Source organism: Mycobacterium hippophais, assembly GCF_027529605.1.
Classification (GTDB): Bacteria; Actinomycetota; Actinomycetes; order Mycobacteriales; family Mycobacteriaceae; genus Mycobacterium; species Mycobacterium arseniciresistens.
On record NZ_JAPZPY010000005.1, the window covers coordinates 277,071 to 303,207 of the forward strand.

The following is a 26,137-nucleotide window of genomic DNA, read 5'->3' on the forward strand; positions in this document are numbered from 1 at the left end:
GCCTGTGACCTGCAGGCATGGCTCCGAATCGGTCGAATGATCCGAAAGGTCCGATTCGTTGTCGTGACAACTCCGTGACTCGTCCGTGACATTTGCTGGAATTTGCATCTATCGTGCATCGGGTGGGAAGGCATTCGGTGACCGCCGACCGTCGACGGGTGTCGGTTCTCCTCGGTGCATTCGCTTCACCGGCCATCGTCTTCATGGGCGTGGGGGCCAATCTGTCGCCCGACGCCGAACGTCCCGAAGCTCAGGTCGCTCCCGCCCCGGAGCCGGCTGCGCCGTATGGAATGGAACTCGTCGCCGGGGCCGCACCCGCGCTGGCGTGGATGCCGGCGTCCGCCGATCCCGTAGCCGTCCAGCCGCCCCCGGCGTCGAGATACCGGATCGTCGAGACCGCCAAGGCCGAGCGGATCCTGCACGCCGGCGACGCCCCCGAGAGCGGTCTTCAAGTCAAGACCATCCTGGCTGCCCGCAGCATCAGCGCGGCCTTCCCGGAGATCAACCAGATCGGCGGCGTGCGGTCCGACGCGTTGCGCTGGCATCCCGACGGTCTGGCGCTCGACGTGATGATCCCCAACCCGATGTCAGCCGAGGGCATCGCACTCGGCAACGAGATCGTCGCCTTCGTCCTGAAGAACGCCGAGCGGTTCGGCATGCAGGACGCCATCTGGCGCGGGCGCTACATCACGCCGAGTGGGGTGCGTAACGGCGGATACGGCCACTTCGACCACGTGCACATCACCACCACCGGCGGTGGCTACCCGACCGGAGACGAGCTGTACTTCCGCTGACCGTCGGTCAGGACGACCCGGCCGGCGGCACCGGCAGTGTGCCCATCGGCCGGCTGTAGGCGGATTCGACGATCGGACGCAGGCGGGCGTCGTCGATGACCTTCTGGGAGTTCGGCGTCCATTCCTGCGTCACCATCGGCAGGAAATAGGTGGCCGGAGCGCCCAGGATGTAGGTCGCATTGCCCTCGACGAACACCTTGTTGGCGGGATCGTTCAAGCCGATCTTGCTGTAATCGCCGTGCACCTGACCGAGCTCGCCTTTACCGCCGACCACCGTTGCGGCGCTGCGGTTCTTCTTCGCCGTCGCATTCGACAAATCGTTCGGGCAGTCGGCGTAATAGTCGTATTGACGCGCGATCACTTTGACCGTGAATGGTGTGTCGTCCGGAAAATTGTTGCCGCCGTAGGCGGCCACACATCCGCTGTCGGGCACATTGGCGCACCCGTTGTACTTGCTCTCCAGGTCGCCGGTGAGTACGAACTGCACCGTCGCCGGATCCACGGCGCTCGTCGGCCCGTAACGCCGCAGCCAGGCGTCGATGACCTGCGCGCCCTGGCTGTGGCCCAGCACGATCTTCTGTCCGGGCGTCGAGCGCAATGCCTCGTCGAGATTGTCGGCGCCCTTGTTGGTGTTGGTGGCGCCTGGGAAGTTGTTGTACGGGACCTTGACCTTCACATTGGGTGCGGCGAAGAGCTCACCGCGAAGCCAATTGGACGGTAGTTCACGGAAAGCCGGCGCCAGTGTGAGAACGGTGGACCCACCCGGTCCGGGCGCGGCGTGCGACGCGGCCGGTGCGACGAATGCCGCGCCGCTGAGCATCATGAGCGCGAGTATCGCTGCAAGAATTATGCGTTTCACCGGTGCCCTCCCTCACAGGTGTCCGCGAAATTGCGGTGCCCGAATAGGCACCTGCTTGTATAGCTCTCTTTGACCGTGATGTCGGCGGCAGACATTCGATAGACATTGGACTGACGCCGAATCGACATTGCGCTCGGAAACACGACGGCCCCCTCGTCGCCGAGGGGGCCGTCGCTACTTCCGGTTCCGAATCAGCTTTCGGAGCTCTCCGACTTCTTGTCGTTGTCGTCGGACTTCGGCTTGTCGTCCTTGGTGTCGGTGTCGGCCTTGGCCTTGTCGTCGGCGCCGTCCTTCGTGGCCTCCGACTCGGTCGTCTTCTTCTTGGGCTTCAGCGAGTCCGTGAAGCTCTTGACGCCCTTGTTGAAGTCGTCACCGGCCTTCTTCAGCGCCTTGATACCGTCACCGGGCTGGTAGCCCTTCTTGACCGGCGTGGTCGAGGCAGGAGCTTCCTCGCCCTCGCCGCCGACCTCGATGATCTCGTCGGTGGCGCCGTCGGTGTTGACCAACGGGGTCGTATCGACGGTCGTCGCGCCTGTCGACGGGGTACCGAGGGCGGCCGCGGGGGCAGTCTCCGGCTTGACGTCGGGGGCCTGTTCGATCGCCAGCGTCACGGTGTTCTCGGCCGAAGCCACTTCACCGGACGCCACGCGAGCAGTCTCGACCGATGGAGCGTTGAGACCGGTGATCGCCGGCGTCGTCGGAACCTTCAGCGCCGCGGCGATCGCGTTGGGCAGGTCGACGGTGAAGAAGTCGACGGGCCCCCGATCGCTGAGCAATCCCTGCCACGTCGAACCGATCCCCTCGCCGGAGGGGTCGAACCCGTTGACGAAGGCATTGAGCGCCTTACCAGGCAAGTTGATCAGATCGCTGAGAGCCTGTTCGGTGTCTCCCGCCTCCAGGGAGGCGCGCACGTCATCGAGGATGATTGCTGTCTGGAGACCCAGGGTCAACGCCGGCGCCAGCAAGGCCCTGGCATAACCACTGGCGCGTCCGACTAGCAGTGAGTCGACCAGCGCGCCTGGGATCTGCCCGCCGGGAAGACTCGCCAGGAAGTCGCCGGGGACCTCGAGCACGGGGAACAGTGGCCTGGCCGGGCGTTCGAGCAACTGAACGAGGAAATAGATGTCGAGCTCGCTGAACGCTTCGACGAATTCACCAGCGGCGAGGAAATTGAACGTGTTCTGCAGGACGGTGGGCAGATTCTGCAGCGCTGTCTGCGTGGCGGCGGACGACCCTTCGAAGCCCGTGCTGATGATCGCCCCGTAGGTCTCCTGGAACTCGGCCAGCTCCGTCAACAACGGAAGCGGATTGAGGATGTTGCCACCGACGAAAGTCGCCAGCTGTTCGTAGAGCGCGGGGTTGGTCAGTGCCTGACCCAGGGCGTTCGACGAGACCTGAGTTCCTGCGCTGATGAGACTCAGATTGGCCAGCGCCGCGGTAATGGTCTTCTGGTACTCGGTGATGGGGTTCGCCACCGCTGAGAGCTGTACTGCGCGCTCCTGGATCCTGATGTCGTCGGTAACGGGTGACACCGGACTCACGGCGATGGCACCGGCTCCGACGACCGCCACACCGGCGGCCACGAACTTGCTGACGCGCGACTGCGAATCGGCGTGATGCCGGCCCGAGTCGAGGCTAGGGGCTTGCTGCACTTGGTCTCCTGGTCTAAGTAACTGAGGGTTGCCTTATCAGGCAGACGGACAGTAGCTGAGCGTTACCTGAGGAACAATGCCTACGTCTCACCTGCGAAGACGATCTTGATTCGGAAATCGTCTGTGAGGAACCTGAGACAAACTGTCAGTGAGTGCCTTAGCTGCTTTCGGCCCGTGTCGCTTGACGCGGAATTTCCAGCCGCGTCAATGTAGGCCGTGTCCGGTCCGCGAGAGGTAGCCCCCTGCGGCGGCCACACCGCCCGTAGTCTGAGCGAACTCGCCCGCGCCGCAATAGGGCACGTGAGCACCATATTTAGGCGAGCCTGGCCTAATTAAGCTAACCTAACAACCTCACGGTCGGAGGTTGCGATCACCCGCCGGACGAGGCCGGCGACTCCGGCGATCGTTTAACGATTCGGCCGTTATGTGAACGTGCATTCTGGGTCGCGACACGATCTGCCGATGGCGATGAGCCAGCGGTGTGATCCTCGACACAGCAACGGACCTGAGAGCGATCTCAGTGTCCCGAGGCCGAAGCGCCCCCTCGTCGCCGCGGCATCAGGCGGGATTGCACAACTTCCAGGAACCGCCCTCGCGCAGGAGTTTGAGCGTGACCCGCGGCGAAGGCGGACGGGTGACCTCGACGGTGGCGGTGTCGCCGTCGACCGAGATGGCGCCGAAGTTCACGGCACGACGCTCGCCGGCCTTGATGGGCCCGCCGTCGTCGGTGCCCTCCATGCCGTCGGCGAACTGTTCGGCCTCCGCGGCGCACATGAGCGCCGACATCTTCTCGGTGTCGGCGGTGTCGGAGGCTTCAGCGAATCGGCTGACTGTGTCGCGGATGCCCGCCAGCTGCTTCTCGCTCTGATGATGCTGGTAGCCCCAGATCCCACCCGCGGCGCCTGCGACGGCCAGCACGCCGACGACCGCGGCGATGATCCACTTGCGGCCCGAGCGCTTCGGCGGCGGTCCGCCGTGCGGCGGCCCGCCATAGGGAGTCCCGCCGTAGGGAGGTCCGCCGTAGGGCGGCACGCCCGGTGATCCCCACTGCGGCGGGGGAGGTGGTGGTCCCCAGCCCGGCGGTCCTGCCCACTGCTGCGGCGGCGGTGGCTGCTGCGGCGGAAACTGTGGTGCTGAGAACGGATCAGGCTGGGGGCCGGGCCACGGTCCGGGGAATGTCATCGTCACTCTTCCAACGGCATGGTCATGAACAGGTCGAGGGATTCGCCGAACGGCTTCAGCTCGAAGTCGGGTTCGAAGTAGGTGACCGCACTGTCGGCGGGCAGGTCCGGTGACGTCAGCAGATCCCCGTGCGGACCGCGTCCGGTGACGCGCAGCAGCCGGCGCATCTCGGGCGCTTCCGCTTCCGTCTCGTACCACTCGATCCGGGCGGAGTCCTCGGGGTCACCCCAGTACGCGGCCAGCGTGTTCATGATCGAGGGCGGGGTGAGGCCGCAGGATTCCCGGTCCCATGTGGTGAAACCGGCGTGAACTCGGCGCAGGAAGGTCTGCACCGGCGGCGGCAGCGAGTCGAACAGCGGCGGATCGTCGTCGCCGAACGTGGCCGGATCCTCGCCCATCCACACGCCGTAACCCTCGCCGGCGCTCGCCGCCACCACGTAGTCGAGTGACGCAGCGCCGATCCAGGGATGTGCGACGACGCGGACGTCGACGAGGTCGTCATGCAGTGCCTGCGCGAAATTCGGTATCAGGGACAGGAAGTCGTCGTTCCACAGGGCGAGCGCCGCCTGCCTGCGGTCCTGGGGATCCGAGGACTCGACTATCGGCCACCATGCCTGCGGGGTCGCCGCGCGGGTCTGTTCCCCCGGCTCGAGGATCGTGAAGGGCTCTGTCTCCCAGGGCATCGCGGCCGCGAGGGCCTCGTGGTCGATTCCGGCCATCGATGGAGTCTCCCCGCGCTAGGGCAGCTGGCTGTCGGCCAGTTGCGCGATCAACTCGGTCAGTTCTCGGCGTTTCTCGTCCTGCAGTGCGACTTGCTCGTCCTGCCACTGCGGATCGACACCCTGCATGTCGGCGGCCGAGCGCGAGTTCTTGTTCTTCGCATTCACCACTGTGGGTAGCCACTGCAGATTCACCGGTGCGTTGAGCACGAGCCACATGTTCTCCGGCGTCAGTTCCATGAACCGCGGCAGATACATGATCTCGACCTTGGGCACGATGTGATCGGCCGAGACCGCCGGTCCGCCTCTGGCATTCGTGCCGATGGGCCGGTCCGGTTGCGACGGGTGCCTGTCGTCGCTCGCCGGCCGGGGTGCGCCCTGCAGTGAGACGTTCGGGTAGGGATACTCCGGACTCTTCTGCTTGTTGATCGCATCCCACAGCGGTTTGATCGGGCTGTTGGGCGGGATCGTGATCCGGGTGCCGAGGGTGGGAAGCGGCGTGGGAGGGGTCCATCCGCTGGGGACCTTCGTCTTGGCGACGCCGATGTTGTCCAGCGCACCCTTGTTGAGCGGTTTGGTCGGGGGTCCGCCGGCGCGAAGTTTGTCGGTGACCGCGGCACAGGCCTGCAGCTGACCGAGTTTGGCGGCCTTCTCCGCATTGAGCTGGTCGGCTTCACGGTTGTACGGGACGACGATCTCCGGCGGACCCACGCCGCCGGGCAGTCCCCGCGCATTGTGCTCGTCGATCTTGGCCATGGTCGCCTGCAGCGAGGCGACCTGAGCGGGGCATGCGGCCTCGTCGGCGTGGGCGACAGGAGGTGACCAGCCGCCGAGCGTGACCGCGAGCATCACGGCCACGGCCGTCACCAGTGCGCGGACGGACCGCCGTGTCGCCATGACCGATCTCCCCGTGACAGCCGAACGTGTGCCCTGATCCTAAGCCGGTCACGAACCGCGGGTGATCGCAGATTCTGCCGTCGCGCCGACGGCTGTCGCGGACCCGTCGAGGGCTTCGGCGGGGTTCTCACCCAGAATCGCGCCCGTTCCGTTTACGGTTTGGGGGTGTCGAGTATGGATCGCCGAAGCGCAATGTTGATGTTGGGGTTCGGGGTGGCGGCTGCTGCCCTGCCCCTACCCAAGGCTGGGGCTCAGCCGGTGATCGGCGATGCGCCGCCCGGGCCGCCCCCCGGTGTGCCGGGGCTGCCCGTTGCCGCCGCGGAGCCTGGACCTGGGCTTTTGTTCGCCGACGAGTTCAACGGACCGGCCGGTGCGCCGCCCGACCCGGCGTCGTGGTTCATCGTTCCGGCCCGTGAGACGATCCGGAACCCCGTCGAATGGGACAAGCCCTTCAACATGGGCCGTTATGTCACTGACCAGGAGCATGTGTTCCAGGACGGGATGGGCAACCTGGTCATCCGGGCCACCCGCGGTCCGGGCGCGAACATCCAGGAGAAGTACGCCAGCGCGAAGGTCATCGGCAACTGGCGCGGCGGCATCGGAACCACATGGGAAGCCCGCATCAAGCTCAACTGCCTGACCGACGGGGCATGGCCGGCCTTCTGGTTGATCAACGACAGCCCCGTGCGCGGCGGTGAGATCGACCTCGTGGAGTGGTACGGCAACCGGGACTGGCCGTCGGGCACGACCGTGCACGCGCGGCTGGACGGGACCCAGTACCAGACGCACAAGCATCCGGTCGACGGGGAATGGCACACCTGGCGCATGACGTGGCAGCCGGCCGGCTTGTACTTCTGGAAGGACTATCAGCCCGGGATGCAGCCGTTCTTCACCGTGCCGTCGAACTCGCTGCCGGAGTATCCATTCAACGACCCGGGCTACACGATGGCCCCGGTGTTCAACATCGCCGTCGGCGGCTCCGGCGGTCGTGAACCCGCAGGCGGCAACTACCCCGCTGACATGCTGATCGACTGGATCCGGGTCTTCTAGCCCTGCGCTTTTGGCGATCACGCCGTCATGGCGAGTTGTGAATGCCGCTGTCCGAGAATGTGATTCACTGAAACGGATCGCGGGCGGGCGCCGATGCGCGTGGCGATCGTCCGGCTGACGGCGGCAGTGACGGCGTGCGCGGCCTCATCGAGGAGCATGTGTCCGGCGTCTGAAAGGTGCACATGCGCGGCGCCGAGGATGGCGGCGGCCATCTCGTGCGCGTGGGACGGCGGGGTGAGCACGTCGGCGCCGCCGCTGAGGACGATCGTCTCGGCACGGATCGAGCCGAGCGTCGAGAGCTGGTCGAAGGACCGCAGGCCGGGCAGGAACCCGATTGCGGTGTCGAGGGTCGTCGCTGCGGCCGAAGTCTCGGTGAACAACCTCGAGAGTGTCGAGCGTGCGTCGGCGTCGCACCGCAGCGCCAGAGCCGCGTAGAGCGGCCTGCTGAGCAGGGAAAGGGCGCGGTGCGGCGTGAGGGCGGCCAGCCCGCACAGGACGTTCGTCGCCGGATTGGCCAGCAGGCGGGCGATGCCGCGCTCGGTGAGCCGGCCGGCGGCCGTCGCGGCGAGGACCAGTCCGGTGGGCTCGACGGGCCGATCAGCCGGAGGGCGGCCGAGGTAGGCCAGGGCGACCATCCCGCCCATCGAGTGTCCGGCGAGGGTGAGTGGGCCGGTGACGCGAAGGGCGGTCAGCACGCCGGCGAGGTCTTCGGCGAGTTGGCTGACCGTGTAGGTGCGCTTCGGGGCCGAATCCGACTTGCCATGGCCGCGGTGGTCATAGCTGATGATCCGGAGACGATCGCCCCACTGCCGAGTCAGGTGATCGATCTGGCCGGTCCACGAGTCCCTGTCGAGGCAGAGACCGTGCAGGAGGACGACAGTGGCGTGGGCGTCGGCGGGTCCCTGGTCCCGCACCGCCAACTGCACGCCGCCACAGACGGTGACGGTCCGTTCGGTCAGATGTCGGCGCCCGGTGCAGGCGGTGCGCGGGCGGCGACGCGCGGACCTCGGGGCGCCCGTGGAGATCGGGGCGGTGGATGCCGGGGTCGCTGTAGCCATGAAGAAATGGTCGCGGAACCGGGGTTGGCTCCGTAATCGACGGGAGGCCAGAGTTCACCGCGGGACGGCAACAATTTCCTATCCGTGGGGTAAGGCTCGAGGTGCGGCGCCCGTTCAGGTGAACACGAGTTGAAGTCCGCCGTGTCGGCTGTCGGCCAGTCGAACCAGGGTCTCCGGCGCTTCGGACAACGGCGTGTAGTCCGTGATGACATGCCTGGCGATGTCCTTGCCGTGGGCGGCCAGAAGCGCCAACGTCTCGGTGCTGAGGCGTTCGCGGTCCCACAGGTGGCTGGTCCCGCGCGGCACCCGTCCGATCTGAGCGCAGCGCAGGCTCAGTCCGTTGTGGTGGAACTCCTCGCCCAGTCGAACTTCGTCGCTTCCGCCCGGGTAGAACGCCAAGTCGATGACCGTGCCCTGGGGACGCACCATGCGAAGGGCGAGAGCCAACGCGCTGGCTTGACCGCGACATTGGAATACGACGTCGGCTCCGCGGTCCCCGGCACCGTGACGCCATCGGCTCTTCAGCAGGACGGCCGGATCGACGCCGTGCGGATCGACGACCTCCAGGCCGAGCTCGGCCGCGACCTGGCGGCGTGACGGAGTCGGCTCGACGAGGACGACCGATTCTGCGCCGTGCAGGCGGGCGAACAGCGCGGTCAGCAGACCCACGACGCCGGCCCCGGTGACAGCGATCCGGCGACCGCGTACGCCGTCGGCGAGACCGCGAAGATCGGTGCCATGAAGGTCCGCAGCAGCGTGGAGTAGCCCGTTCGCGCAGATCGGTCCCATGTGTGAGGCATAGATGCCCAGCACCGGATCGAGTGAACTCGGCAGTGTGACGAAACGGTCGGTCAGCGCGTCAGCGCGGTAAGCGCTGCGGTGCCCGTAGGTCATGGCGACGAGGTCACCTGGCTGCACGGCAGGTGTCGCGCTTCCGGTGACCCGGCCGACCTGCATGTAGCCGAAACCCTCGACCGGATATCCCACCTCCGAGGTGCCCGGCACGAACAGGCCGAGCTCGGGATCCCACTTACGGTGCAGGGCGGGGTTCGTGCCCTTCACCCAACTGAGGTCCGTCCCGGCCGACAGTCCACTGAAAACGGTCTCCACGTCGAATTGGCCATCCCGCAGCGGCGGCGGTGGCGGTTCATCGCGCAGTGTGACCACGCCGCAGCGCTCGACCACGACCGTGAGTCTGCGGTCAGTCATGGAGTTTCACCGTCCGGCAGTCCCTTGCCGAAGCCGCTATGGCGCAGGCCAATTCATGGGTACGCAACGCTTCGCCGTAGTCCACCAGGATCCCGCCGCGCGCCGCGCCATTGTCGAGCACGGCGTCGATGAACGCACGATCGGCCGCCCGCTTGGCGTCATCGGGGTGCAGACTGCGCCGCACGACTCCTCGGTCCGTCCTCGCGACGATTTCGTCTTCATGAACGGTGACCGACAGGCCGTCTGCATGTAGTTCGAGTCCCGCCCGGTGCTTCCAATCCAGGCAGCATGCGGCGGCGACGGTTCCCACCGCTCCGGAATCGAACCTCAGGATCGCGACGGTGGCTCCGTCGACATCGGCGTCCGGCACGCCCGGCGGTGTGGCGTTGGCGTAAGCGTTGACTTCGACGACGTCGCCGCAGAACAGCCGAATCAAATCCAGCACATGCGCCGCCTGCTCGACGATCTGACCGCCCGACATCGCCCGCCTGCTCCACCAGGGCACCGGGGGCACGCGATCGATCCATGACCCCACCGCGAGCCGAACAGGTCGGCCGTCGAGTAGTTCACGGACCAGGTCGACGGCCGCCGAATACCGCCAGTGATGACCGACCGCGGTGACGACGCCGGCCATTCGCGCCGCGTCGGCGATGCGCTCGGCGGTCGGCAGGTCCAGCGCCAGCGGCTTCTCGACGAACATCGCGATGCCTGCGCCGAGCACCTGTTCCTCGATCGCGCCGTGGGCATGCGGGGGAACACAGACATACACCGCATCCGGCGACGTGTTCAGTAGTGCCTGCAGGTCAGGCACCACGGCGGCGCCCGTCACGTCGGCGAACGACTGTGCGGCCGCCGGCACCGGGTCTGTGACGGCGACGATGCGTACATCCCGCAGTTGAGCGAGATGGTGCGCGTGGCGCACGGCAACACCACCGGCGCCCACGAATCCGACATTGCAGCGGTCCACAGCTAGCCTCCCGGGTCGGCGTCGACGCCGATTACCCCTAGCCAACCGGCATCACTCCACCCTTAGGGGTGGATTTGACGTCGGTGTAAACGGTAACCCGCCTGTCATGCGCGAACGAGATGAACACATTCCGGCCGGGGTGAACCCAGAGGTATGGGAGTGGCTGCCGCGGCGGTCCAGTCGCGGGGTGTCGTGGACGCTGCAGCGGGTCATGCGGGCCAAAGGCGCCAGACGAATCAGCGTCGTGCTGCCCGCCCGCGACGAGGAGCAGACCGTCGGGGGAATCGTCGCGCAGATACGGCGCCGGCTCATGGAGGACGTCAGTCTGGTCGACGAGCTCATCGTCATCGACTCCCGATCCAGCGACGCGACGGCGGCAGGGGCGGCGTCGGCCGGGGCAACGGTGTTCCACCAGGACCAGATACTGCCCGACCAACCGCGAATGGACGGCAAGGGCGATGCGCTGTGGAAGGGGCTGGCTGCCAGCACCGGCGACATCGTGCTCTTCGTCGATTCGGATTTGCGCGACTTCACGACGCATTTCATCGTCGGACTGCTCGGCCCGCTGCTGTGTGAATCGGACGTGGTGTTCGTCAAGGCGCACTACCTGCGCCCGCTGACAACCGATCAGGTCACGGTCCCCGGCGGCGGCGGTCGGGTCAGCGAACTCGTCGCCCGGCCCCTCATCAACATGTTCTGGCCGCGGTTGGCCGGCTTCGTACAGCCCCTGGCCGGCGAGTACGGGGGTTATCGAGACGTACTGGAACAAGTCCCGTTCACGACTGGCTACGGCGTCGAGTTCGCCATGCTGGTGGATCTGCTCAACCTCGTCGGACTCGACGCGCTCGCCCAGGTCGATCTGGGCACGCGCACTCATCGTCACCACGACATCGAAGCGTTGGGGCGCATGGCGGCTCAGATCTTGCACACCGCCAGCGTGCGGCTCCAGCGCGAGCAGCGCGGCGTCACCGACGCGCCGGCATCGGGATGGCTCACCCAGTTTCGCCACGACACGGCGACACCCGTGCATCACCAGCTGATGGTCTCCGACGTCACTGTCGAGGAGAGACCGCCCCTGGCTGACGTCCGCGCCGTTGCCGACCTGCTCGCCACCGCTCCCGGCGCCCGTTCCTGGCCGCTTGAGAATCAGCGGCCATGACTCCGACGGTGTTGATCAATGCCGGACCGTGGCTGACGGTTCCACCGGTCGGCTACGGCGGAATCGAGAACATCGTCGCGACGCTCATTCCGGAGCTACGCCGACGCGGCGTGCGTGTCGTCCTTGCCACCGTCGGGCAGAGCACCACCGACGTCGACGAACAGATCCACGTGTTCGACGAGCCGCAGTTCGCCCACCTCGCGGAGCCCTACAACGACGTAGTCGGTGTCGCCGCAGCGCATTTGCAACGCATCGCCGCCGAATTGCGGCGCCGTTCGGACATCGACCTGGTTCACGACCACATGGAGGTGTTGGGCCCGAGCATGCTCGCGACCATGGGCGCCGACCGGCCGGCCGTGCTCCACACCCTGCACTGGGATCTGACGAAGCACCGCGCCTTCTACCGTGGATTCGGCAGGCACGATCGGTTTCACGTCAACGGTGTCTCCGCCGAGCAATTGCAGCGCGCGCCCGATGCGCTTCGCCACCACAGTGTCGGGCACGTCCATCTGGCCACTCCGCTCGCACGTCACGCCACACGTCGGCCCGCCTCAGCCGGGAACGGCCATCTGGTTCTGGTCGCGCGGATCAACAGTCGGAAGGGGCAACACATCGCCGCGCGCCTGGCGCAGCGATTCGGGTGGGAGTTGGTGCTGGCGGGGCCGATCGGGCCGTTCACCACGCCGGAGCAGCTGAGCGCCGAGCCGAACGCCGATCGCTATGCCGACGTTCGGTACTGGCGCGACGAGGTTGCCCCATACGTCGACGGTGACCGGGTTCGGTGGATCGGGAACGTGACCGGAGATGATCGTGACCACCTCGTCTCGACCGCGCTCGCCACGTTGTTTCCGGTGTGCTGGGACGAACCCGGGGGTACCGCGGTCATCGAATCGCTGGCCCTAGGCACACCTGTGGTCGGTTACCGCCGCGGCTGTCTGCCCGAACTCGTCGAACCCGGCACGGGATTGCTCGCAGACTTCGGTGATGAGGCGGCGCTGGCTCGGCTGGTCGCCGATGTCGACAGGCTCGATCCCGCCCACTGCTGCGCGGTAGCGGAACGTCGGTTCGCCCCGGAGGTGATGGCCTCGGCCTACCTCGAGCTCTACGAGCAGTGCATTGCGGGCTCGATGGCGGGCTCACGCCCCAAGGTCTACGCGTGAGGATCGGCGGCACCTCGCGGGAGGCTGAACTGAAATTTCGTGGAGCCGATGACGGGAATCGAACCCGCGTATTCAGCTTGGGAAGCTGATGTTCTGCCATTGAACTACATCGGCGGTGTGGCTAGTGAGGTTAGCACCACGGGCCGATACGCTCGGCGAGTGCTCCTTTCCGATCGCGACATCCGCGCCGAGATCAACGCCGGCCGGATGGGCATCGATCCGTTCGACGACACCCTGGTCCAGCCCTCGAGCGTCGACGTGCGCCTCGACAACCTCTTCCGGGTGTTCAACAACACCCGTTACACCCACATCGACCCGGCGCTGCGCCAGGACGACCTCACCACGCTCGTCGAACCCAAGGAGGGGGAGCCGTTCGTCCTCCACCCGGGTGAGTTCGTCCTCGGGTCGACGCTGGAGCGCTGCACGCTGCCCGACAACCTGGCCGGCCGCCTCGAAGGCAAGTCGTCGCTCGGCCGGCTCGGGCTGCTGACCCACTCCACCGCCGGCTTCATCGACCCCGGCTTCAGCGGCCACATCACCCTCGAGCTGTCCAACGTGGCCAACCTGCCGATCACCTTGTGGCCGGGCATGAAGATCGGCCAGCTCTGCCTACTGCGGCTGACCAGTCCGGCCGAGCACCCCTACGGCAGCAGCAAGGCCGGTTCCAAGTACCAGGGCCAGCGCGGCCCCACCCCGTCGCGGTCATATCAGAACTTCATCAAGCACCCCGATCCCCGCTGAGTCAACGACAGGGGGAATGAACCGAACATGTCCCGTTGTCGTTGATCCGAGTAGGGTCGAAGTACCGGCGTCAGCGGGCATTCGGTGCGTCGCGATCCGGCCAGGGCTCCACCGCGCACAGCTAACGGTCGAGATGTAACGACTCCGCTGCTCGCGACGATGAAGTTCTAGTTGGAGACTCGTGACGGTCGATTGCGCAACGGCGAACGAGCAGGCGTAGCAAACACTTTGGAGGATCTGGTGGACATCGTACTGGGTGTGTCGATGACACCTACGACGGTCCGCATGGTGCTGGTCGAAGGGGAGAAGGCCGACGGCGCGATCGTCGACCACGACGTCTTCGACATCACCGCAACCGAGGGCTCAGCAACGTCGAGCGCGGCCGACCAGGTCGTCGCCGCGGTGCTCGGCACCAAGGAGAGCGCGGCCGAGGGCGGCCACTACCTGAAGTCGACCGGCGTCACGTGGAGTGATCACGCCGAGGCGTCCGTTCTGCGCGAAACGCTGACCGCCCGCGGTATCGACGACGTCATGCTGGTGTCCGAGGGACACGCCGCCGCCTCGCTCGCCCAGGCCGTCGGCCGGGCGGTCGGGTACGCGACCACCGCCCTGCTGTTCATCGACCGGGACACCGCAACCCTGTCCGTCGTGCAGACCGACGACGGCTCGGTCGTGAAGGTGCTCAGCCGCAGCCTGCACAGCGACGACGCGATGGCCGTGCTCACCGAGATGGCCGCCGCGGTCGACGCGCAGGACTCCGCGCCGGACGGCATGTTCGTGGTCGGCTCGGGCGTCGACGTCACCTCGGTCAAGGCGCATCTCGAGCACATCGTGTCGCTGCCCGTCAGCGCACCCGACGAATCCGCCCTGGCACTCGCCCGCGGCGCCGCGCTCGCATCGGCGCACGCCCCCGCCCTCGAGGCGTCCACCGTCGGACTGGCCTACTCGCAGGATCCCGACGACGGCACCACCGCGGGCAGCGCATACGTGGGGCTCGCCGCGGCCGCCACCCAGATGCGGCCCGCCAGCGATCCGGCGCCGACGCCCGAGGACTTCGTCGCCGCCGACGTCGATGTGCCCGCCGACGAGAGCCGTAAGCCGTTCCTGCTGGTCGGCAGCGCCCTGACATCGGTGTTCGTGGTGGGTGTGGTGGCGCTGGCCATCTCACTGGCCGTCAGCATCCGGCCGACCGCCGATCAGCGGCCCAGCCCCGCCCAGAGCGCGATCGTCCCGAGCATCACGCAGGCCCCAGCGGCGCCGGCCCCCGTCCCAGAGGTCCGGCCCGTGCAGGCGCCGCCCGCCGCCCCGCCGCCGGAGGTCATCAAGGCTCCCGTGCAGGTGGTGCGGCAGGCGCCCGTTCAGCAGGCCCCGCCACGGCAGGTGTACGTCGAGCCCGCCGCCCCGCCACCCGCACCGGCGCCCGCGGCCCCGCCGCCCGCTCCCGCTCCGCCGCCGGCCGCCCCCGCACCGGTGATCGCGCCGCCGGCGGCGCTGCCGCCGCCCGTCGTCGTCTATCCGCGCCCGCGCTACCCGGTCTTCCAGCCGCCGCGTGTCTACGACCCGCCCAAGTCGCCCTGGACGCCGCCGTGGACGCCCCCGTGGCAGAACGACGATCCGCCGAGAGGTGGCTCGGACTGGCCGCAGACGCCTCAGCAGCCGCAGTACCCGCAATATCCGCAGTACCCGCAGACGCCGAGGCAGCCATCGTTCCCGTTCCCGGGCTCCGGCTCGGACTCGGGCAGCCGGGGTGACTACGGGGATAGCGGATCCCGTGGCCGCGGTGATTACGGCGACTCGGACGGCGACCGCGGGTCCTCGGGCGCTGACCGCGGATCCTCCGGCGGCAACGGCGGTTCGCCGTTCTGGCCGTTCCCGTCCCTGGGCTGATCGGGCACCGTCTGTTCGTCACCCGATGTTGGGCTGCCGCTCAGTGTCGCGTAGCAGTCAGCTCATCGCACCGGCATATCCAGGCAGTATGCGATGCACTGTATTCGGCACCGGATACCTCGGCGCGACCCATGCGGCCGGGATGGCGGCACTCGGCCACGAGGTGATCGGTGTCGACATCGACCCCGGCAAGGTGGCCAAGCTGGCGGCGGGCGACATCCCGTTCTACGAGCCCGGACTGGCGGAACTGCTCAACGAGAACCTGGCGGCCGGCCGGCTGCAGTTCACCACCGACTACGAGCTGGCCGCCGATTTCGCCGACGTGCACTTCCTCGGCGTCGGCACCCCGCAGAAGAAGGGCGAGTACGGCGCCGACCTGCGGCACGTCCACGCCGTCATCGACAGCCTGGTGCCGCGGTTGCGCCGGTCCGCGGTGATCGTCGGCAAGTCGACCGTGCCGGTGGGCACCGCCGCCGACCTCGCCGAGCGGGCCCGCGGCCTGGCCCCCGACGGTGTCGACGTCGAGGTGGCCTGGAACCCCGAGTTCCTCCGCGAAGGCTTCGCCGTGCAGGACACCCTGCACCCTGACCGCATCGTGCTTGGCGTGCAACGTGATTCGGTGCGGGCCGAAGCGGCGGTGCGCCAGCTCTACGGCCCGATCCTCGCTGACGACGTGCCGTTCCTGCTCACCGACCTGCAGACCGCGGAACTGGTGAAGGTGTCGGCCAACGCCTTTCTGGCCACCAAGATCTCGTTCATCAACGCCATCTCCGAGGTGTGCGAGGCCGTCGACGGCGACGTCACGCTGCTGGCCGACGCGCTGGGCTACGACCCGCGCATCGGGCGCCGGTTCCTCAACGCCGGCCTGGGTTTCGGCGGCGGCTGCCTACCCAAGGACATCCGCGCCTTCATGGCCCGCGCCGGCGAACTGGGCGCCAACCACGCGCTGACGTTCCTGCGCGAGGTGGACAGCATCAACATGCGGCGCCGCACCCGGATGGTGGAACTCGCCACAACCGCGTGCGGCGGTTCACTGCTCGGGGCCAACGTCGCCGTCCTCGGTGCGGCCTTCAAGCCGGAGTCCGACGACGTGCGCGACTCCCCGGCGCTCAACGTCGCCGGCCTGTTGCAGCTCAACGGGGCGACGGTGAACGTCTACGACCCCAAGGCGATGGAGAACTCGCAGCGGGTGTTCCCGACACTGAACTACTCGACGTCGGTGGTGGAGGCCTGCGACCGCGCCGACGCCGTGCTGGTCCTCACGGAATGGCCCGAGTTCGTCGAGCTCGACCCGGCCGAGCTGGCCGCCACCGTCCGGGCGAGAGTCATTGTCGACGGCCGCAATTGCCTCGATTCGGAGCGGTGGCGCGGCGCCGGCTGGCGGGTCTACGCGCTGGGCCGGCGCGTCGCGGAACCGCCCGCGGCGTAGCGTCGGGGTGTATGACGGTATACGCGCTCAACCTGTTCGACGTCGCGAACGCCGACGAGTACCGGGCCTACTCCAAGCGCTCCCCGCAGGAGGTGGCCGCGCACGGTGGCCGGGTGCTGGCGCTCGGGAAGTTCCGGGAATCGATGATCGGTGACCTCGAGCCGCGCACGGTGCTGATCCTCGTCGAGTGGGACTCCCGGGAGGCCTTCGAGAGCTATCGCGACGACCCGGCGCTGGCCGACCTGCACGCCCACCGTGAGAACGGCACGTCGTCCTACATCTGGCATCTGTTCGACCGGTTGGACGACCTGCGACCCGTGCTCGGACTCGACACATGAGCGCCGACCTAAGACAACGCATCCGGTGGGTGGCCCTGCACGGCGTGATCCGCGGGCTGTCGACGCTCGGGGCGCGGCGCGGCGACCCACAGGCCCGCCTGATCGCCGACCCGACCGTCCGGGAGGACCCGGCCGCCTTCGCCGACGAACTGCGGCCGAGGGGCCCCGTCATCCGCGGCAGGGCCGCACTGCTGACGTTCGACCATGCCGTCATCACCGATCTCCTTCGCAACGACGACTTCCGCACCGTGCCGCAGGGCAGCAATCTGCCCGCACCGCAGCAGTGGATCATCAGGAAGACCGAGACCGGGCTGATGCACCCGATTCAGCCGCCGTCCCTGCTGTCGATCGAACCGCCCGACCACACCCGGTGCCGCAAGCTGGTGTCGTCGGTGTTCACGGCCAGAGCAGTTGCCGCCCTGCGGGACTCGGTGCAGCAGAGGGCCGACGCACTGCTCGACGACCTGGCCGGCTCCGGCAGCGACGTCGTCGACGTGGTGCAGCGCTACTGCGCCCAGCTGCCGGTCGCCGTCATCAGCGACATCCTCGGCGTCCACGAACGCGACCGGCCGCAGATCCTGCGCTTCGGCGAACTGGGCGCGCCCAGCCTCGACATCGGGCTGTCCTGGCAGCAGTACCGGCAGGTGCACCAGGGCATCGTCGGGTTCAACACCTGGCTGCGCGAGCACCTGAAGGAGTTGCGCCGCAACCCCGGCGACGACCTCATGAGCCAGCTGATCCGGGCCAGCGCGGCCGCCGACGCCGAGAACCGGCTCAGTGAACCCGAACTCGAGGCGCTGGCCGGTCTGGTGCTGGCCGCGGGCTTCGAGACGACGGTGAATCTGCTGGGCAACGGCATCCGGCTGCTGCTGGACACGCCGGAGCACCTCGACACCCTCGCCGCCCGCCCTGAACTGTGGCCGACCGCGGTGGAGGAGATCCTGCGGCTCGACCCGCCGGTGCAGATGACGGCAAGGTCCGCGCGCAGGGACGTCGAGGTGGCGGGCACCGCGCTGCGCCGCGGCGAGACCATCGTGCTGCACCTGGCCGGGGCGAACCGCGACCCGGCGGTGTTCACCGATCCACACCGATTCGACATCGAGCGCGACAACGCGGGCAGGCACCTGTCGTTCTCCGGTGGCAGGCACTTCTGCCTCGGCGCCGCCCTGGCCCGGGTCGAGGGGGAGGTCGGCCTGCGGACGTTCTTCGAGCGATTCCCCGGCGCGCGGCTGGCCGGCGAAGGCAGTCGCCGCGACACCAGGGTGCTGCGGGGGTGGTCGACTCTGCCGATCGCACTCGGCACGGCGCGCGCGGCGCTAAGTTCGTGACGTGGACTTCCGGGCCGCCCTGCTCGAGCAGACCGACGGATTCGGCACGCTGATCGCCACCGGCGATCCCGACACGCCGGTGCCCACCTGTCCCGACTGGACCCTGACGCAGCTGTTCCGGCATGTCGGCCGCGGAAACCGTTGGGCTGCACAGATCATCGCCGACCGGCGCAGCGCCGCCCTCGACCCGCGCGAGGTACGCGAGGGAAAGCCGCCGGCCGATCCCGACGCAGCACTCGACTGGCTCAACGGCGGTGCGCAGCTGATCGTCGACGCGGTGGACCGGGTGGGCAGTGCCAGGGTGTGGACATTCGCCGGACCGCGGCCGGCCGGCTGGTGGATCCGGCGCCGCCTGCACGAGGTGCTCGTGCACCGGGCCGACGCGGCACTGGCCGTCGGCGGCGTCTTCGAGGTGCCCGCCGACCTCGCGGCCGACGCGATCAGCGAATGGGTGGAGCTGATGGCCAACCCGAAGCTGATCACCGACGCGCTCGACCGCGGGCAGACGATGCACCTGCACGCCACTGACGTCGGCCTCGGCGTCACCGGCGAGTGGACCGTCGTGCACGACGACGAGGGCATCTCGTGGTCGCACAGTCACGGCAAAGGCGATGTGGCCCTGCGTGGTCCGGCCCGGGACCTGTTGCTGGCCGTCACGCGGCGCCGGACGGCCACCGAACTCGGCCTCCAGGTGTTCGGCGAGACCGCGGTGTGGGACACCTGGTTGCAGCGCACGCAGTTCTGAACGGGACGGCCCGGGCGCCAGGTCGACGAGTTCATCGGCGCCGCGCCGTAGGCTACCGTGCGAGCATGACCACTTCCGAGATCGCGACGGTGTTGGCCTGGCACGACGCGCTCAACGAGCAGGACTTCGACACCCTGGTCGCGCTGTCGAGCGACGACATCGAGGTGGGCGACGCCGGCGGCGCCCGTCAGGGCCACGCCGCGCTGCTCGACTGGGCGCGATCGGCGGGCATCACCGCCGAACCCGGGAAGCTCTACGTGCGCGACGGCGTGGTCGTCGTCGAACAGCGGGTCGCGGGGGCGCAGGGCAGCGGGGCCGCGGCGTCGGCGTTCCGCGTGGTCCACGACAAGGTCACGTCGGTGTTCCGGCACGACGACCTGGCGTCGGCGCTGGCTGCCACCGAGCTGACCGAAGAGGATCTGAGCGGCTAGGAAGGGCTTCGTGTGAAGGGCATCATCCTGGCCGGTGGATCGGGCACCAGGCTGCAACCGATCACGCTGGGCGCGAGCAAGCAGCTCATGCCCGTGTACGACAAGCCGATGATCTACTACCCGCTGTCCACCCTGATGATGGCGGGCATCCGGGACATCCTGGTGATCACCACCGCCGCGGATGCGTCCGCCTTCCACCGCCTGCTCGGCGACGGCTCCGCGTTCGGGATCGACATCAGCTACGCCGTGCAGGACCGCCCCGACGGCCTCGCCCAGGCCTTCGTGATCGGTGCGTCGCACATCGGCACCGACTCGGTGGCACTGGTGTTGGGCGACAACATCTTCTACGGTCCAGGCCTGGGCACCAACCTCAGCCGGTTCGCCGGGGTGAAGGGCGGGGCGATCTTCGCGTACTGGGTGGCCAATCCGTCGGATTACGGCGTGGTGGAGTTCGACGACAACGGCGCCGTGCTCTCCCTGGAGGAGAAGCCGGCCACCCCGAAATCCCACTACGCCGTTCCGGGGCTGTACTTCTACGACAACGACGTCATCGACATCGCCCGGTCACTGAAGCCGTCGGCGCGCGGGGAGTACGAGATCACCGAGGTCAGCCAGACCTACCTGGAGCAGGGCAGGCTGTCGGTGGAGGTGCTCGCGCGCGGCACGGCATGGCTGGACACCGGCACCTTCGACTCGCTGCTCGACGCCGGCGATTTCGTCCGCACCATCGAGCGTCGCCAGGGCCTCAAGATCAGCGTGCCCGAGGAGATCGCATGGCGCCTCGGCTTGATCGACGACGACGGGCTCGCCGCCCGCGGCCGCGAACTGCTCAAGTCCGGCTACGGCGCCTACCTGCTGGAACTGCTGGAGCGGTAGGCGTCGCCAGCACGGCCGCGATGCCGGTGGTCAGCGGCACCGACAGCGCGAGCGCGATCCCGCCGACCGCGGAGCGGGCGATCTCGATGGCGACACTCTCACTGGTCAGCACGTCGCCGAGGGCGCGATTGGCGACGCTGAACAACAGCAGCAGCGGCAGCGCGCTGCCTGCATACGCCAGCACCAGCGTGTAGACGGTGCTGGCGATGTGATCGCGACCGACCCGCATCGCGCCGACGAAGATCTTGCGCCTGGTGGCGCCCTCCAGTTCGGCGAGCTCGAACACGGTGGACGCCTGCGTCACCGTCACGTCGTTGAGCACGCCGAGTGAACCGATGATGAAGCCGGCCAGCAGCAGGCCGGTGATCGACACGTTGCCCAGGTAGGCGGCCACCTCGTTGTTCTGGTCCTCCGACAGTCCGGTCAGATGCGCGAGTTCGATTGCCAGCCAGGACAACAGCGCCGCCAGCAGCAGTGACGCCAGGGTGCCCAGCAGTGCCGCGCTGGTGCGCAGGCTGACGCCGTGGGCCAGGTAGATGACCGCGTACAGGATCGCCGCGGACGCCACCAGAGAGACCGGGATCGCCGACGCGCCGTCGCGCAGTGCGGGGAGCAGGAACACCACCAGGACCCCGAAGGCCACCACAATGCCGATCAGCGCCCGCAGTCCGCGCCACCGGGCGACGGCGACCACGACGAGGGCGAACACCGCCGCCATCCCGAACAGCGGCCACGCCCGCTCGTAGTCGTAGAACGAATAGGTGGTGGTGCCGCCCTGGTCGACCTGGCGGCTGATGCGGATGTCGTCACCGGCCATCAGATTCGGCTGGCCCGGGCCGCCACTGAACTCCAGCAGGGTGTCTGCGCCCTTGTTCGGCCCCGAGTCGATGGACACCAGGGTCTGCACGCATTCGGCGCCCTCGCCCTGCGCAGGCACCGGATCGGCGGTCAGCACGGCGCCGGCCGACGGGCTGCCGCAGGTACCGAGGCTGGTGGACACCACATGGCCGCTCTCGGTGGTCACCGCGCCGCCCTGGGCGTTCTGGAAGGGCAGCGGGATGTCGACCTTCTGCTGGCTGGGCCACAGCAGTGCCGCGCTCGCGAGCACCGCGACACCGATCGCGATCAGCAGGCCGACGACGATCTTCGCCGCCAGTGGGCCCAGCGGGGCGGGCCCGCTCAGGGAATGGGAGTGGGCATGGGAGTGCGTCACCCGGTCAGGGTAGAGGGCGGTGCTGGCGACTCACTGCCGGTAGCTCACCAGGAAGTTGCCCAGCCGGTCGATCGCGTTGGCCAGGTCGCGCGCCCACGGCAGCGTCACGATGCGCAGGTGGTCAGGTGCCGGCCAGTTGAAGCCGGTGCCCTGGGTGACGAGGATCTTCTCCTGCAGCAGCAGGTCGAGCACCAACTGCTCGTCGTCGACGATGTCGTACACCTCGGGGTCCAGGCGCGGGAACGTGTACAGCGCGCCCCGCGGCTTCACGCACGACACACCGGGAATCTCGTTGAGCTTCTCCCACGCCACATCACGCTGCTCGAGCAGTCGCCCGCCCGGCAGCACCAGGTCGTCGATGCTCTGATGGCCACCGAGGGCGACCTGGATGGCGTGCTGCGCGGGAACATTCGGGCACAGCCGCATGTTGGCGAGCAGGCTGATGCCCTCGATGAAGCTGGCCGCGTGCTCCTTCGGGCCGGTGATCACCAGCCAGCCCGCCCGGTAGCCGGCGACACGGTAGGCCTTCGACAGCCCGTTGAACGTCAGTGTCAGCACGTCCGGCGCCACCGAGGCCATCGCGATGTGCTCGGCGTCGTCGTAGAGGATCTTGTCGTAGATCTCGTCGGCCAGCAGCAGCAGCTGGTGCCTGCGCGCCAGGTCCGCCATCTGCTCGAGGACCTCGCGGCTGTACACCGCCCCGGTCGGGTTGTTCGGGTTGATGACCACCAGCGCCTTGGTGCGGTCGGTGATCTTGGACTCCAGGTCGGCGATGTCGGGCTGCCAGCCCTGGGTCTCGTCGCAGATGTAGTGCACCGGGGTGCCGCCGGCCAGCGAGGTCGACGCCGTCCACAGCGGATAGTCGGGCGCCGGGATCAGCACCTGGTCGCCGTTGTCGAGCAGTGCCTGCAGCGTCATCGTGATCAGCTCGGAGACGCCGTTGCCGAGGTAGACGTCGTCGACGTCGAAGCGCGGGAAGCCGTCGACCAGCTCGTAGCGGGTGAACACCGCCCGGCGCGCGGGCATGATGCCCTTGGAGTCGGAGTAGCCCTGCGCGTACGGCAGCGCCGCGATGATGTCGCGCATGATGACGTCGGGCGCCTCGAAGCCGAACGGGGCGGGGTTGCCGATGTTCAGCTTGAGGATGCGATGGCCCTCGGCCTCCAGCCGGGAGGCATGCTCGTGTACCGGGCCACGGATCTCGTAGAGCACGTCCTGCAGCTTCGAGGACTGATTGAACGTCCGTTGCCGCGGCGTGTGGCTGGTGTGCCACATCTTCTCGGCAGGCACCTGTTGGCTGGTCACGTCCTCCATGGTCGCATTGCCGTCCAGCTAATTAGAAATTGCTGAAGCAGCAGCGCAGCCGCGTTTTGTGGAGTCGCAGCCGCGGTGAGCGCGGTGCGGTGAGCGCGGCTACGACTCCACAAATCACACAGACAGTCAGGCCTGGGCGAGCACGCTGGCCTGATCGCGGTCCACCGAGGCGCGTTCCTGGGCGATCCGGTCGATCAACGCCTCCGCCCGTTCCATCGACCCGAGGAGTGCGAGCAACGCCCCCTTCTCGGCGGCCGGGATGTCCTCGGCGTCGATCACCGTCCACCGCATCGCCTCGAACTCCGGGGCGTCGACCAGGGTCGCTCCGGCCGCGGCGGCGAGCCCGTCGACATCGGGCACGCCCTCGAGCATCGACAGCTTCTTGTCGAGATGGTCGAGCCCCTTGTCGAGCACCTCCCGACTGGCGGGGCTGAACGGCTCACGCTGGATCCGCCTGGCGATCTGGTGCAGCGACTCCGTGAGCGAGCCGGTGAAGTCGGCCTCCTCGATCATGCTGGCGACGAGGTCCATCTGCTCGCGGGTGCGGTTGCCGTGGAACAGCTGCGCCGAGTACACCCGGATCTCGCGGTTGAGCGCGTCGATCGCCGCGGAGTGCTCGGCGGTCTTCTTCACGGTCTGCTTGCCACGGGCGGTGTCGAGGAACAGTCTGCTTCCCTGCAGCGCGCGGGCCACCTCCTGGCGCATGGCGGGCACGGCGCGGTTGAAGTCGTCGAGCGCCTTGCGGTCCAGGTACTTCGGCAACGAGTAGTCTTCGACGTCGTCGCCCTTGTGTCCGATCCGCATCAGCACCCGCTCGAAGGTGCCGACGAACGGGAACAGGATGAGGACGTTGAAGATGTTGAAGAAGATCGAGAACAGCCCGACCGCGACGGGCACCAGCGGGAACGTCTCCTCCCCGTCCACGACCACCGGGCTTCCCGGGTCGCCGCCGAAGAATCCCATCACCCAGGTCAGTACCTGGATGGCCGGGAAGAACAGGACGAGGACGACGCAGACGCCGATGAAGTTGAAGGCGATGTGGGCGTAAGCCGTTCGTTTTGCGTTCCTGGACAGGTTCAGCGAGGCGATCCACGACGTGATGGTGGTGCCGAGGTCGGCGCCGATGGCGAAGGCGATCGCGGTCTTCCACTCCAGCACGCCGGAGGCGCCAAGGCCCATCACGATGCCGATCGTCGCCGACGACGAGTGGATCAGCGCGGTGATCAGCGCCGCGATGAGGGCACAGGAGACGACGCCGACGAACGACCCCGCGTCCAGGCTGGAGATGACGTTCATCACCTGCGGCATCTCGCGCAATGGCTTGAGCCCGCCGGTCATCAGGTTGAGTCCGTAGAACACCAGCGCAAAGCCCATGCCGCACAACGCGATCGCGCGTGCCCTGTCCGACTTCGAGAAGACGTAGATCGAGGCGAAGATGCCCGCGAACAGCAGACCCAGCGGGCCGAGCGGCAGGGCGATCAAGCCGTTGCCCAGCGTGGTGCCGATGTTGGCGCCCATGATCACGCCGATGGCGCCGCGCAGCGCCAGCACCCCGGAGTTGACCAGCCCGACCGTCATCACGGTCATCGCGGTGGACGACTGGATGATCCCGGTGATCAGCGTCCCGGCGACCACGCCCTTCGCCGGATTGCCCGCCATCTTGCCCAGCAGGTCACGCATCCGGTTCACCGACAGGGACTGGATTCCCCGTTCCATGAACTCCAGGCCCAACAGGAATATGCCGAGCCCGCCGACGACGGGCGCGATGATCTCCTTGAGGATGTCGACATCCACGATGTTCCTTCTTGACGCTGCTCAGGGTGGGGGTGGTGGGGTTCGGATGACGTGTGAGTTCAGGCGGGGCTGGCGACCGTCTTCGCGACGTAGTCCTCGATGGACTCCGCGGCCGCGGCCGGCATCGGGACATAGCCGAGTTCCTCGGTGCCGCTGCCGAAGTCGTTGAGAAGGAAGCGCAGGTACCCCAGGGTGCGATCGGTCTGCTGCTGGAATTCCGGATCGCGCTTGACCAGCACGTAGATGCCGACGGTGGCCGGGTACGCCGAGGTGGCGCCCGATGTCCCCAGCGAGGCGGCGTAATCGTCCTTGCCGCTCCAGTCGTGGGAGGAGGCCGCCGCGAGGATCGCGTCCGCGCTCGGGCGAACGTAGTTCCCGGACTCGTTGGCCAGTGCGACCACGTCCAGACCCGCGCGCTGCGCCTGTCCGAACTCGACGTAGCCGATGGACCCGGCGTTGTCGCGCACCTGCTCGATCATGCCGCCGGTGCGTTCCGCCCCGGTGCCCGTCGGCCAGTCGATGAGGGTGCCCGTGCCGGGTCCGGATTTCCACTGCGGACTGCCTGCGCTCAGGTAGCCGGTGAACCCCTTGGTCGACCCCGACCCGTCGCTGCGGTGCACCACGGCCACCGCCGAGTCTGGCAGCGCGACACCGGGATTCAGTGCGGCTATCTTCCGGTCGTTCCAGCGGGTGATCTCGCCGCGATAGATGGCGGCCAGGGTGCCCGCGTCCAGGCGCAGGTCCCGACCATCGGGCAGCTCGACGTTGTGCACCACCGCGATGGCGCCCAGTGCGATCGGGAACTGCGTGACGGCGAGTTGTTTCAGTCCGTCAGCCGTCAACGGGTAGTCGGAGACGGCGAAGTCGATTTCGGGATCGGACAGTCGCTGGATGCCGCCCATCGATCCGACGGGCTCGTAGTCGATGCCGTTGCCGTTGAGCACCCAGTCGTTGCCCGTCGCGCCGGGCCGCTCGGGGTCGTCGGCGGCCTGGGCGTCGCGAAAGGCGGTCGCGGACCGCTCGATCAGCGGCTGCGCCAGGGTGGAGCCCGCGCCCTGGATCTCCGTCTGCTGCCCGCGACCCGTCAGCAGCAGGGCGACGATCCCGACCGCCAGCAGGATGACCACAGGCAGGATGATGCTTCGCCAACGCGCTGCGGGTGTCCGCAGTACGGGAACGCCGTCGTCCGGGCTGCCCAGCATCCCACTCCTCGAGGTGGTCGGGAGACCGGACGTTCGCCACGGTCGGTGACGAAAGTGAAATGCCTACGTATGAACGGCTGGGGACCCGCCGTCAATTAGCTGAAGAACGGCTCGTGTGCATTGGGCGCGAACG

24 protein-coding genes and 1 tRNA gene are annotated in these 26,137 nt (G+C 67.9%); 12 read left to right on the forward strand and 13 right to left on the reverse strand.

The genetic code is table 11. From position 1 onward, the window contains the following. Positions 1-122: 122 nt before the first annotated feature. The gene (locus O6P37_RS14485) at positions 123-794 is read left to right on the forward strand and encodes a hypothetical protein (RefSeq protein ID WP_269894724.1); all 672 of its coding nucleotides are present in this window, start codon (positions 123-125) and stop codon (positions 792-794) included. Positions 795-801: 7 nt separating this feature from the next. Here the strand turns inward: O6P37_RS14485 and O6P37_RS14490 are convergent, their stop codons facing one another. The 5 genes from O6P37_RS14490 to O6P37_RS14510 all read right to left on the reverse strand — a co-directional run bounded on the left by O6P37_RS14490 (position 802) and on the right by O6P37_RS14510 (position 6,103). Then, positions 802-1,617, reverse strand: a complete 816-nt coding sequence (locus tag O6P37_RS14490) for a PE-PPE domain-containing protein (RefSeq protein ID WP_269894725.1) — start codon at positions 1,615-1,617, stop codon at positions 802-804. A gap of 227 nt (positions 1,618-1,844) precedes the next feature. Further along, the gene (locus tag O6P37_RS14495) at positions 1,845-3,305 is read right to left on the reverse strand and encodes a hypothetical protein (RefSeq protein WP_269894726.1); all 1,461 of its coding nucleotides are present in this window, start codon (positions 3,303-3,305) and stop codon (positions 1,845-1,847) included. 558 nt (positions 3,306-3,863) lie between these two features. After that, the gene (locus tag O6P37_RS14500) at positions 3,864-4,487 is read right to left on the reverse strand and encodes an Rv0361 family membrane protein (protein ID WP_269894727.1); all 624 of its coding nucleotides are present in this window, start codon (positions 4,485-4,487) and stop codon (positions 3,864-3,866) included. 2 nt (positions 4,488-4,489) lie between these two features. Next, entirely contained in the window at positions 4,490-5,206 is a 717-nt protein-coding gene (locus O6P37_RS14505) for a hypothetical protein (RefSeq protein WP_269894728.1), read from the reverse strand. Positions 5,207-5,224: 18 nt separating this feature from the next. After that, positions 5,225-6,103 carry a hypothetical protein gene (locus O6P37_RS14510; protein ID WP_269894729.1) on the reverse strand — a complete coding sequence of 293 codons (879 nt, stop codon included), beginning with the start codon at positions 6,101-6,103 and terminating at the stop codon, positions 5,225-5,227. A gap of 174 nt (positions 6,104-6,277) precedes the next feature. Between O6P37_RS14510 and O6P37_RS14515 the strand changes: the two genes are divergently transcribed. After that, positions 6,278-7,153, forward strand: coding sequence for a glycoside hydrolase family 16 protein (locus O6P37_RS14515; protein ID WP_269894730.1), 876 nt, complete (start codon positions 6,278-6,280; stop codon positions 7,151-7,153). A gap of 17 nt (positions 7,154-7,170) precedes the next feature. On the opposite strand, the gene O6P37_RS14520 is transcribed toward O6P37_RS14515, so the two are convergent. The 3 genes from O6P37_RS14520 to O6P37_RS14530 form a co-directional block, all read right to left on the reverse strand. Continuing rightward, positions 7,171-8,211 (reverse strand): alpha/beta fold hydrolase, encoded by a 1,041-nt coding sequence (locus O6P37_RS14520; RefSeq protein ID WP_269894731.1) that lies wholly within the window; start codon positions 8,209-8,211, stop codon positions 7,171-7,173. Positions 8,212-8,325: 114 nt separating this feature from the next. Next, complete coding sequence (locus O6P37_RS14525; RefSeq protein WP_269894732.1) at positions 8,326-9,420, reverse strand: zinc-dependent alcohol dehydrogenase; 1,095 nt, start codon at positions 9,418-9,420, stop codon at positions 8,326-8,328. Further along, on the reverse strand, positions 9,413-10,387 hold the full coding sequence (locus O6P37_RS14530; protein ID WP_269894733.1) for a Gfo/Idh/MocA family protein: 975 nt from the start codon (positions 10,385-10,387) through the stop codon (positions 9,413-9,415). Before O6P37_RS14530 ends, O6P37_RS14525 begins: the two co-directional genes overlap by 8 nt. A 106-nt stretch (positions 10,388-10,493) precedes the next feature. Here O6P37_RS14530 and O6P37_RS14535 point away from each other — a divergent pair, with 106 nt between their 5' ends. Together O6P37_RS14535 and O6P37_RS14540 are read left to right on the forward strand one after the other, a co-directional pair. Further along, positions 10,494-11,546, forward strand: a complete 1,053-nt coding sequence (locus tag O6P37_RS14535) for a glucosyl-3-phosphoglycerate synthase (protein WP_269894734.1) — start codon at positions 10,494-10,496, stop codon at positions 11,544-11,546. Beyond that, entirely contained in the window at positions 11,543-12,706 is a 1,164-nt protein-coding gene (locus tag O6P37_RS14540) for a glycosyltransferase (RefSeq protein ID WP_269894735.1), read from the forward strand. Before O6P37_RS14535 ends, O6P37_RS14540 begins: the two co-directional genes overlap by 4 nt. A 40-nt stretch (positions 12,707-12,746) precedes the next feature. Here the strand turns inward: O6P37_RS14540 and O6P37_RS14545 are convergent. Next, a tRNA-Gly gene (locus O6P37_RS14545) sits at positions 12,747-12,820 on the reverse strand. Positions 12,821-12,865: 45 nt separating this feature from the next. Between O6P37_RS14545 and dcd the strand changes: the two genes are divergently transcribed. The 8 genes from dcd to rfbA all read left to right on the forward strand — a co-directional run bounded on the left by dcd (position 12,866) and on the right by rfbA (position 20,481). After that, positions 12,866-13,447, forward strand: a complete 582-nt coding sequence (dcd, locus tag O6P37_RS14550; RefSeq protein ID WP_269894736.1) for a dCTP deaminase — start codon at positions 12,866-12,868, stop codon at positions 13,445-13,447. Between the two features lie 240 nt (positions 13,448-13,687). Beyond that, complete coding sequence (locus O6P37_RS14555) at positions 13,688-15,334, forward strand: DUF7159 family protein (RefSeq protein ID WP_269894737.1); 1,647 nt, start codon at positions 13,688-13,690, stop codon at positions 15,332-15,334. A gap of 88 nt (positions 15,335-15,422) precedes the next feature. Further along, positions 15,423-16,763, forward strand: coding sequence for a UDP-glucose dehydrogenase family protein (locus tag O6P37_RS14560; protein WP_269894738.1), 1,341 nt, complete (start codon positions 15,423-15,425; stop codon positions 16,761-16,763). 11 nt (positions 16,764-16,774) lie between these two features. After that, positions 16,775-17,101, forward strand: coding sequence for a DUF1330 domain-containing protein (locus O6P37_RS14565; protein WP_269894739.1), 327 nt, complete (start codon positions 16,775-16,777; stop codon positions 17,099-17,101). After that, a complete protein-coding gene (locus O6P37_RS14570; RefSeq protein WP_269894740.1) occupies positions 17,098-18,429 on the forward strand; it encodes a cytochrome P450 in 1,332 nt (443 codons plus the stop codon). The genes O6P37_RS14565 and O6P37_RS14570 overlap by 4 nt, the downstream gene beginning before the upstream one ends. A 1-nt stretch (position 18,430) precedes the next feature. Then, positions 18,431-19,174 carry a maleylpyruvate isomerase family mycothiol-dependent enzyme gene (locus O6P37_RS14575; protein ID WP_269894741.1) on the forward strand — a complete coding sequence of 248 codons (744 nt, stop codon included), beginning with the start codon at positions 18,431-18,433 and terminating at the stop codon, positions 19,172-19,174. A gap of 65 nt (positions 19,175-19,239) precedes the next feature. Further along, positions 19,240-19,605 carry a nuclear transport factor 2 family protein gene (locus O6P37_RS14580; RefSeq protein ID WP_269894742.1) on the forward strand — a complete coding sequence of 122 codons (366 nt, stop codon included), beginning with the start codon at positions 19,240-19,242 and terminating at the stop codon, positions 19,603-19,605. A 12-nt stretch (positions 19,606-19,617) separates the two neighbouring features. Beyond that, complete coding sequence (gene rfbA, locus O6P37_RS14585) at positions 19,618-20,481, forward strand: glucose-1-phosphate thymidylyltransferase RfbA (RefSeq protein WP_269894743.1); 864 nt, start codon at positions 19,618-19,620, stop codon at positions 20,479-20,481. Here the strand turns inward: rfbA and O6P37_RS14590 are convergent. The 4 genes from O6P37_RS14590 to pstS all read right to left on the reverse strand — a co-directional run bounded on the left by O6P37_RS14590 (position 20,435) and on the right by pstS (position 26,004). Then, positions 20,435-21,694 carry a YibE/F family protein gene (locus tag O6P37_RS14590; protein ID WP_269894744.1) on the reverse strand — a complete coding sequence of 420 codons (1,260 nt, stop codon included), beginning with the start codon at positions 21,692-21,694 and terminating at the stop codon, positions 20,435-20,437. The two genes, rfbA and O6P37_RS14590, sit on opposite strands and share 47 nt — an antisense overlap. A 30-nt stretch (positions 21,695-21,724) precedes the next feature. Next, positions 21,725-23,008 carry a pyridoxal phosphate-dependent aminotransferase gene (locus O6P37_RS14595; RefSeq protein ID WP_408633172.1) on the reverse strand — a complete coding sequence of 428 codons (1,284 nt, stop codon included), beginning with the start codon at positions 23,006-23,008 and terminating at the stop codon, positions 21,725-21,727. 126 nt (positions 23,009-23,134) lie between these two features. After that, the gene (locus O6P37_RS14600) at positions 23,135-24,802 is read right to left on the reverse strand and encodes a Na/Pi cotransporter family protein (RefSeq protein ID WP_269894745.1); all 1,668 of its coding nucleotides are present in this window, start codon (positions 24,800-24,802) and stop codon (positions 23,135-23,137) included. A gap of 59 nt (positions 24,803-24,861) precedes the next feature. After that, positions 24,862-26,004 carry a phosphate ABC transporter substrate-binding protein PstS gene (gene pstS / locus O6P37_RS14605; RefSeq protein WP_269894746.1) on the reverse strand — a complete coding sequence of 381 codons (1,143 nt, stop codon included), beginning with the start codon at positions 26,002-26,004 and terminating at the stop codon, positions 24,862-24,864. Between the last annotated feature and the right edge of the window lie 133 nt (positions 26,005-26,137).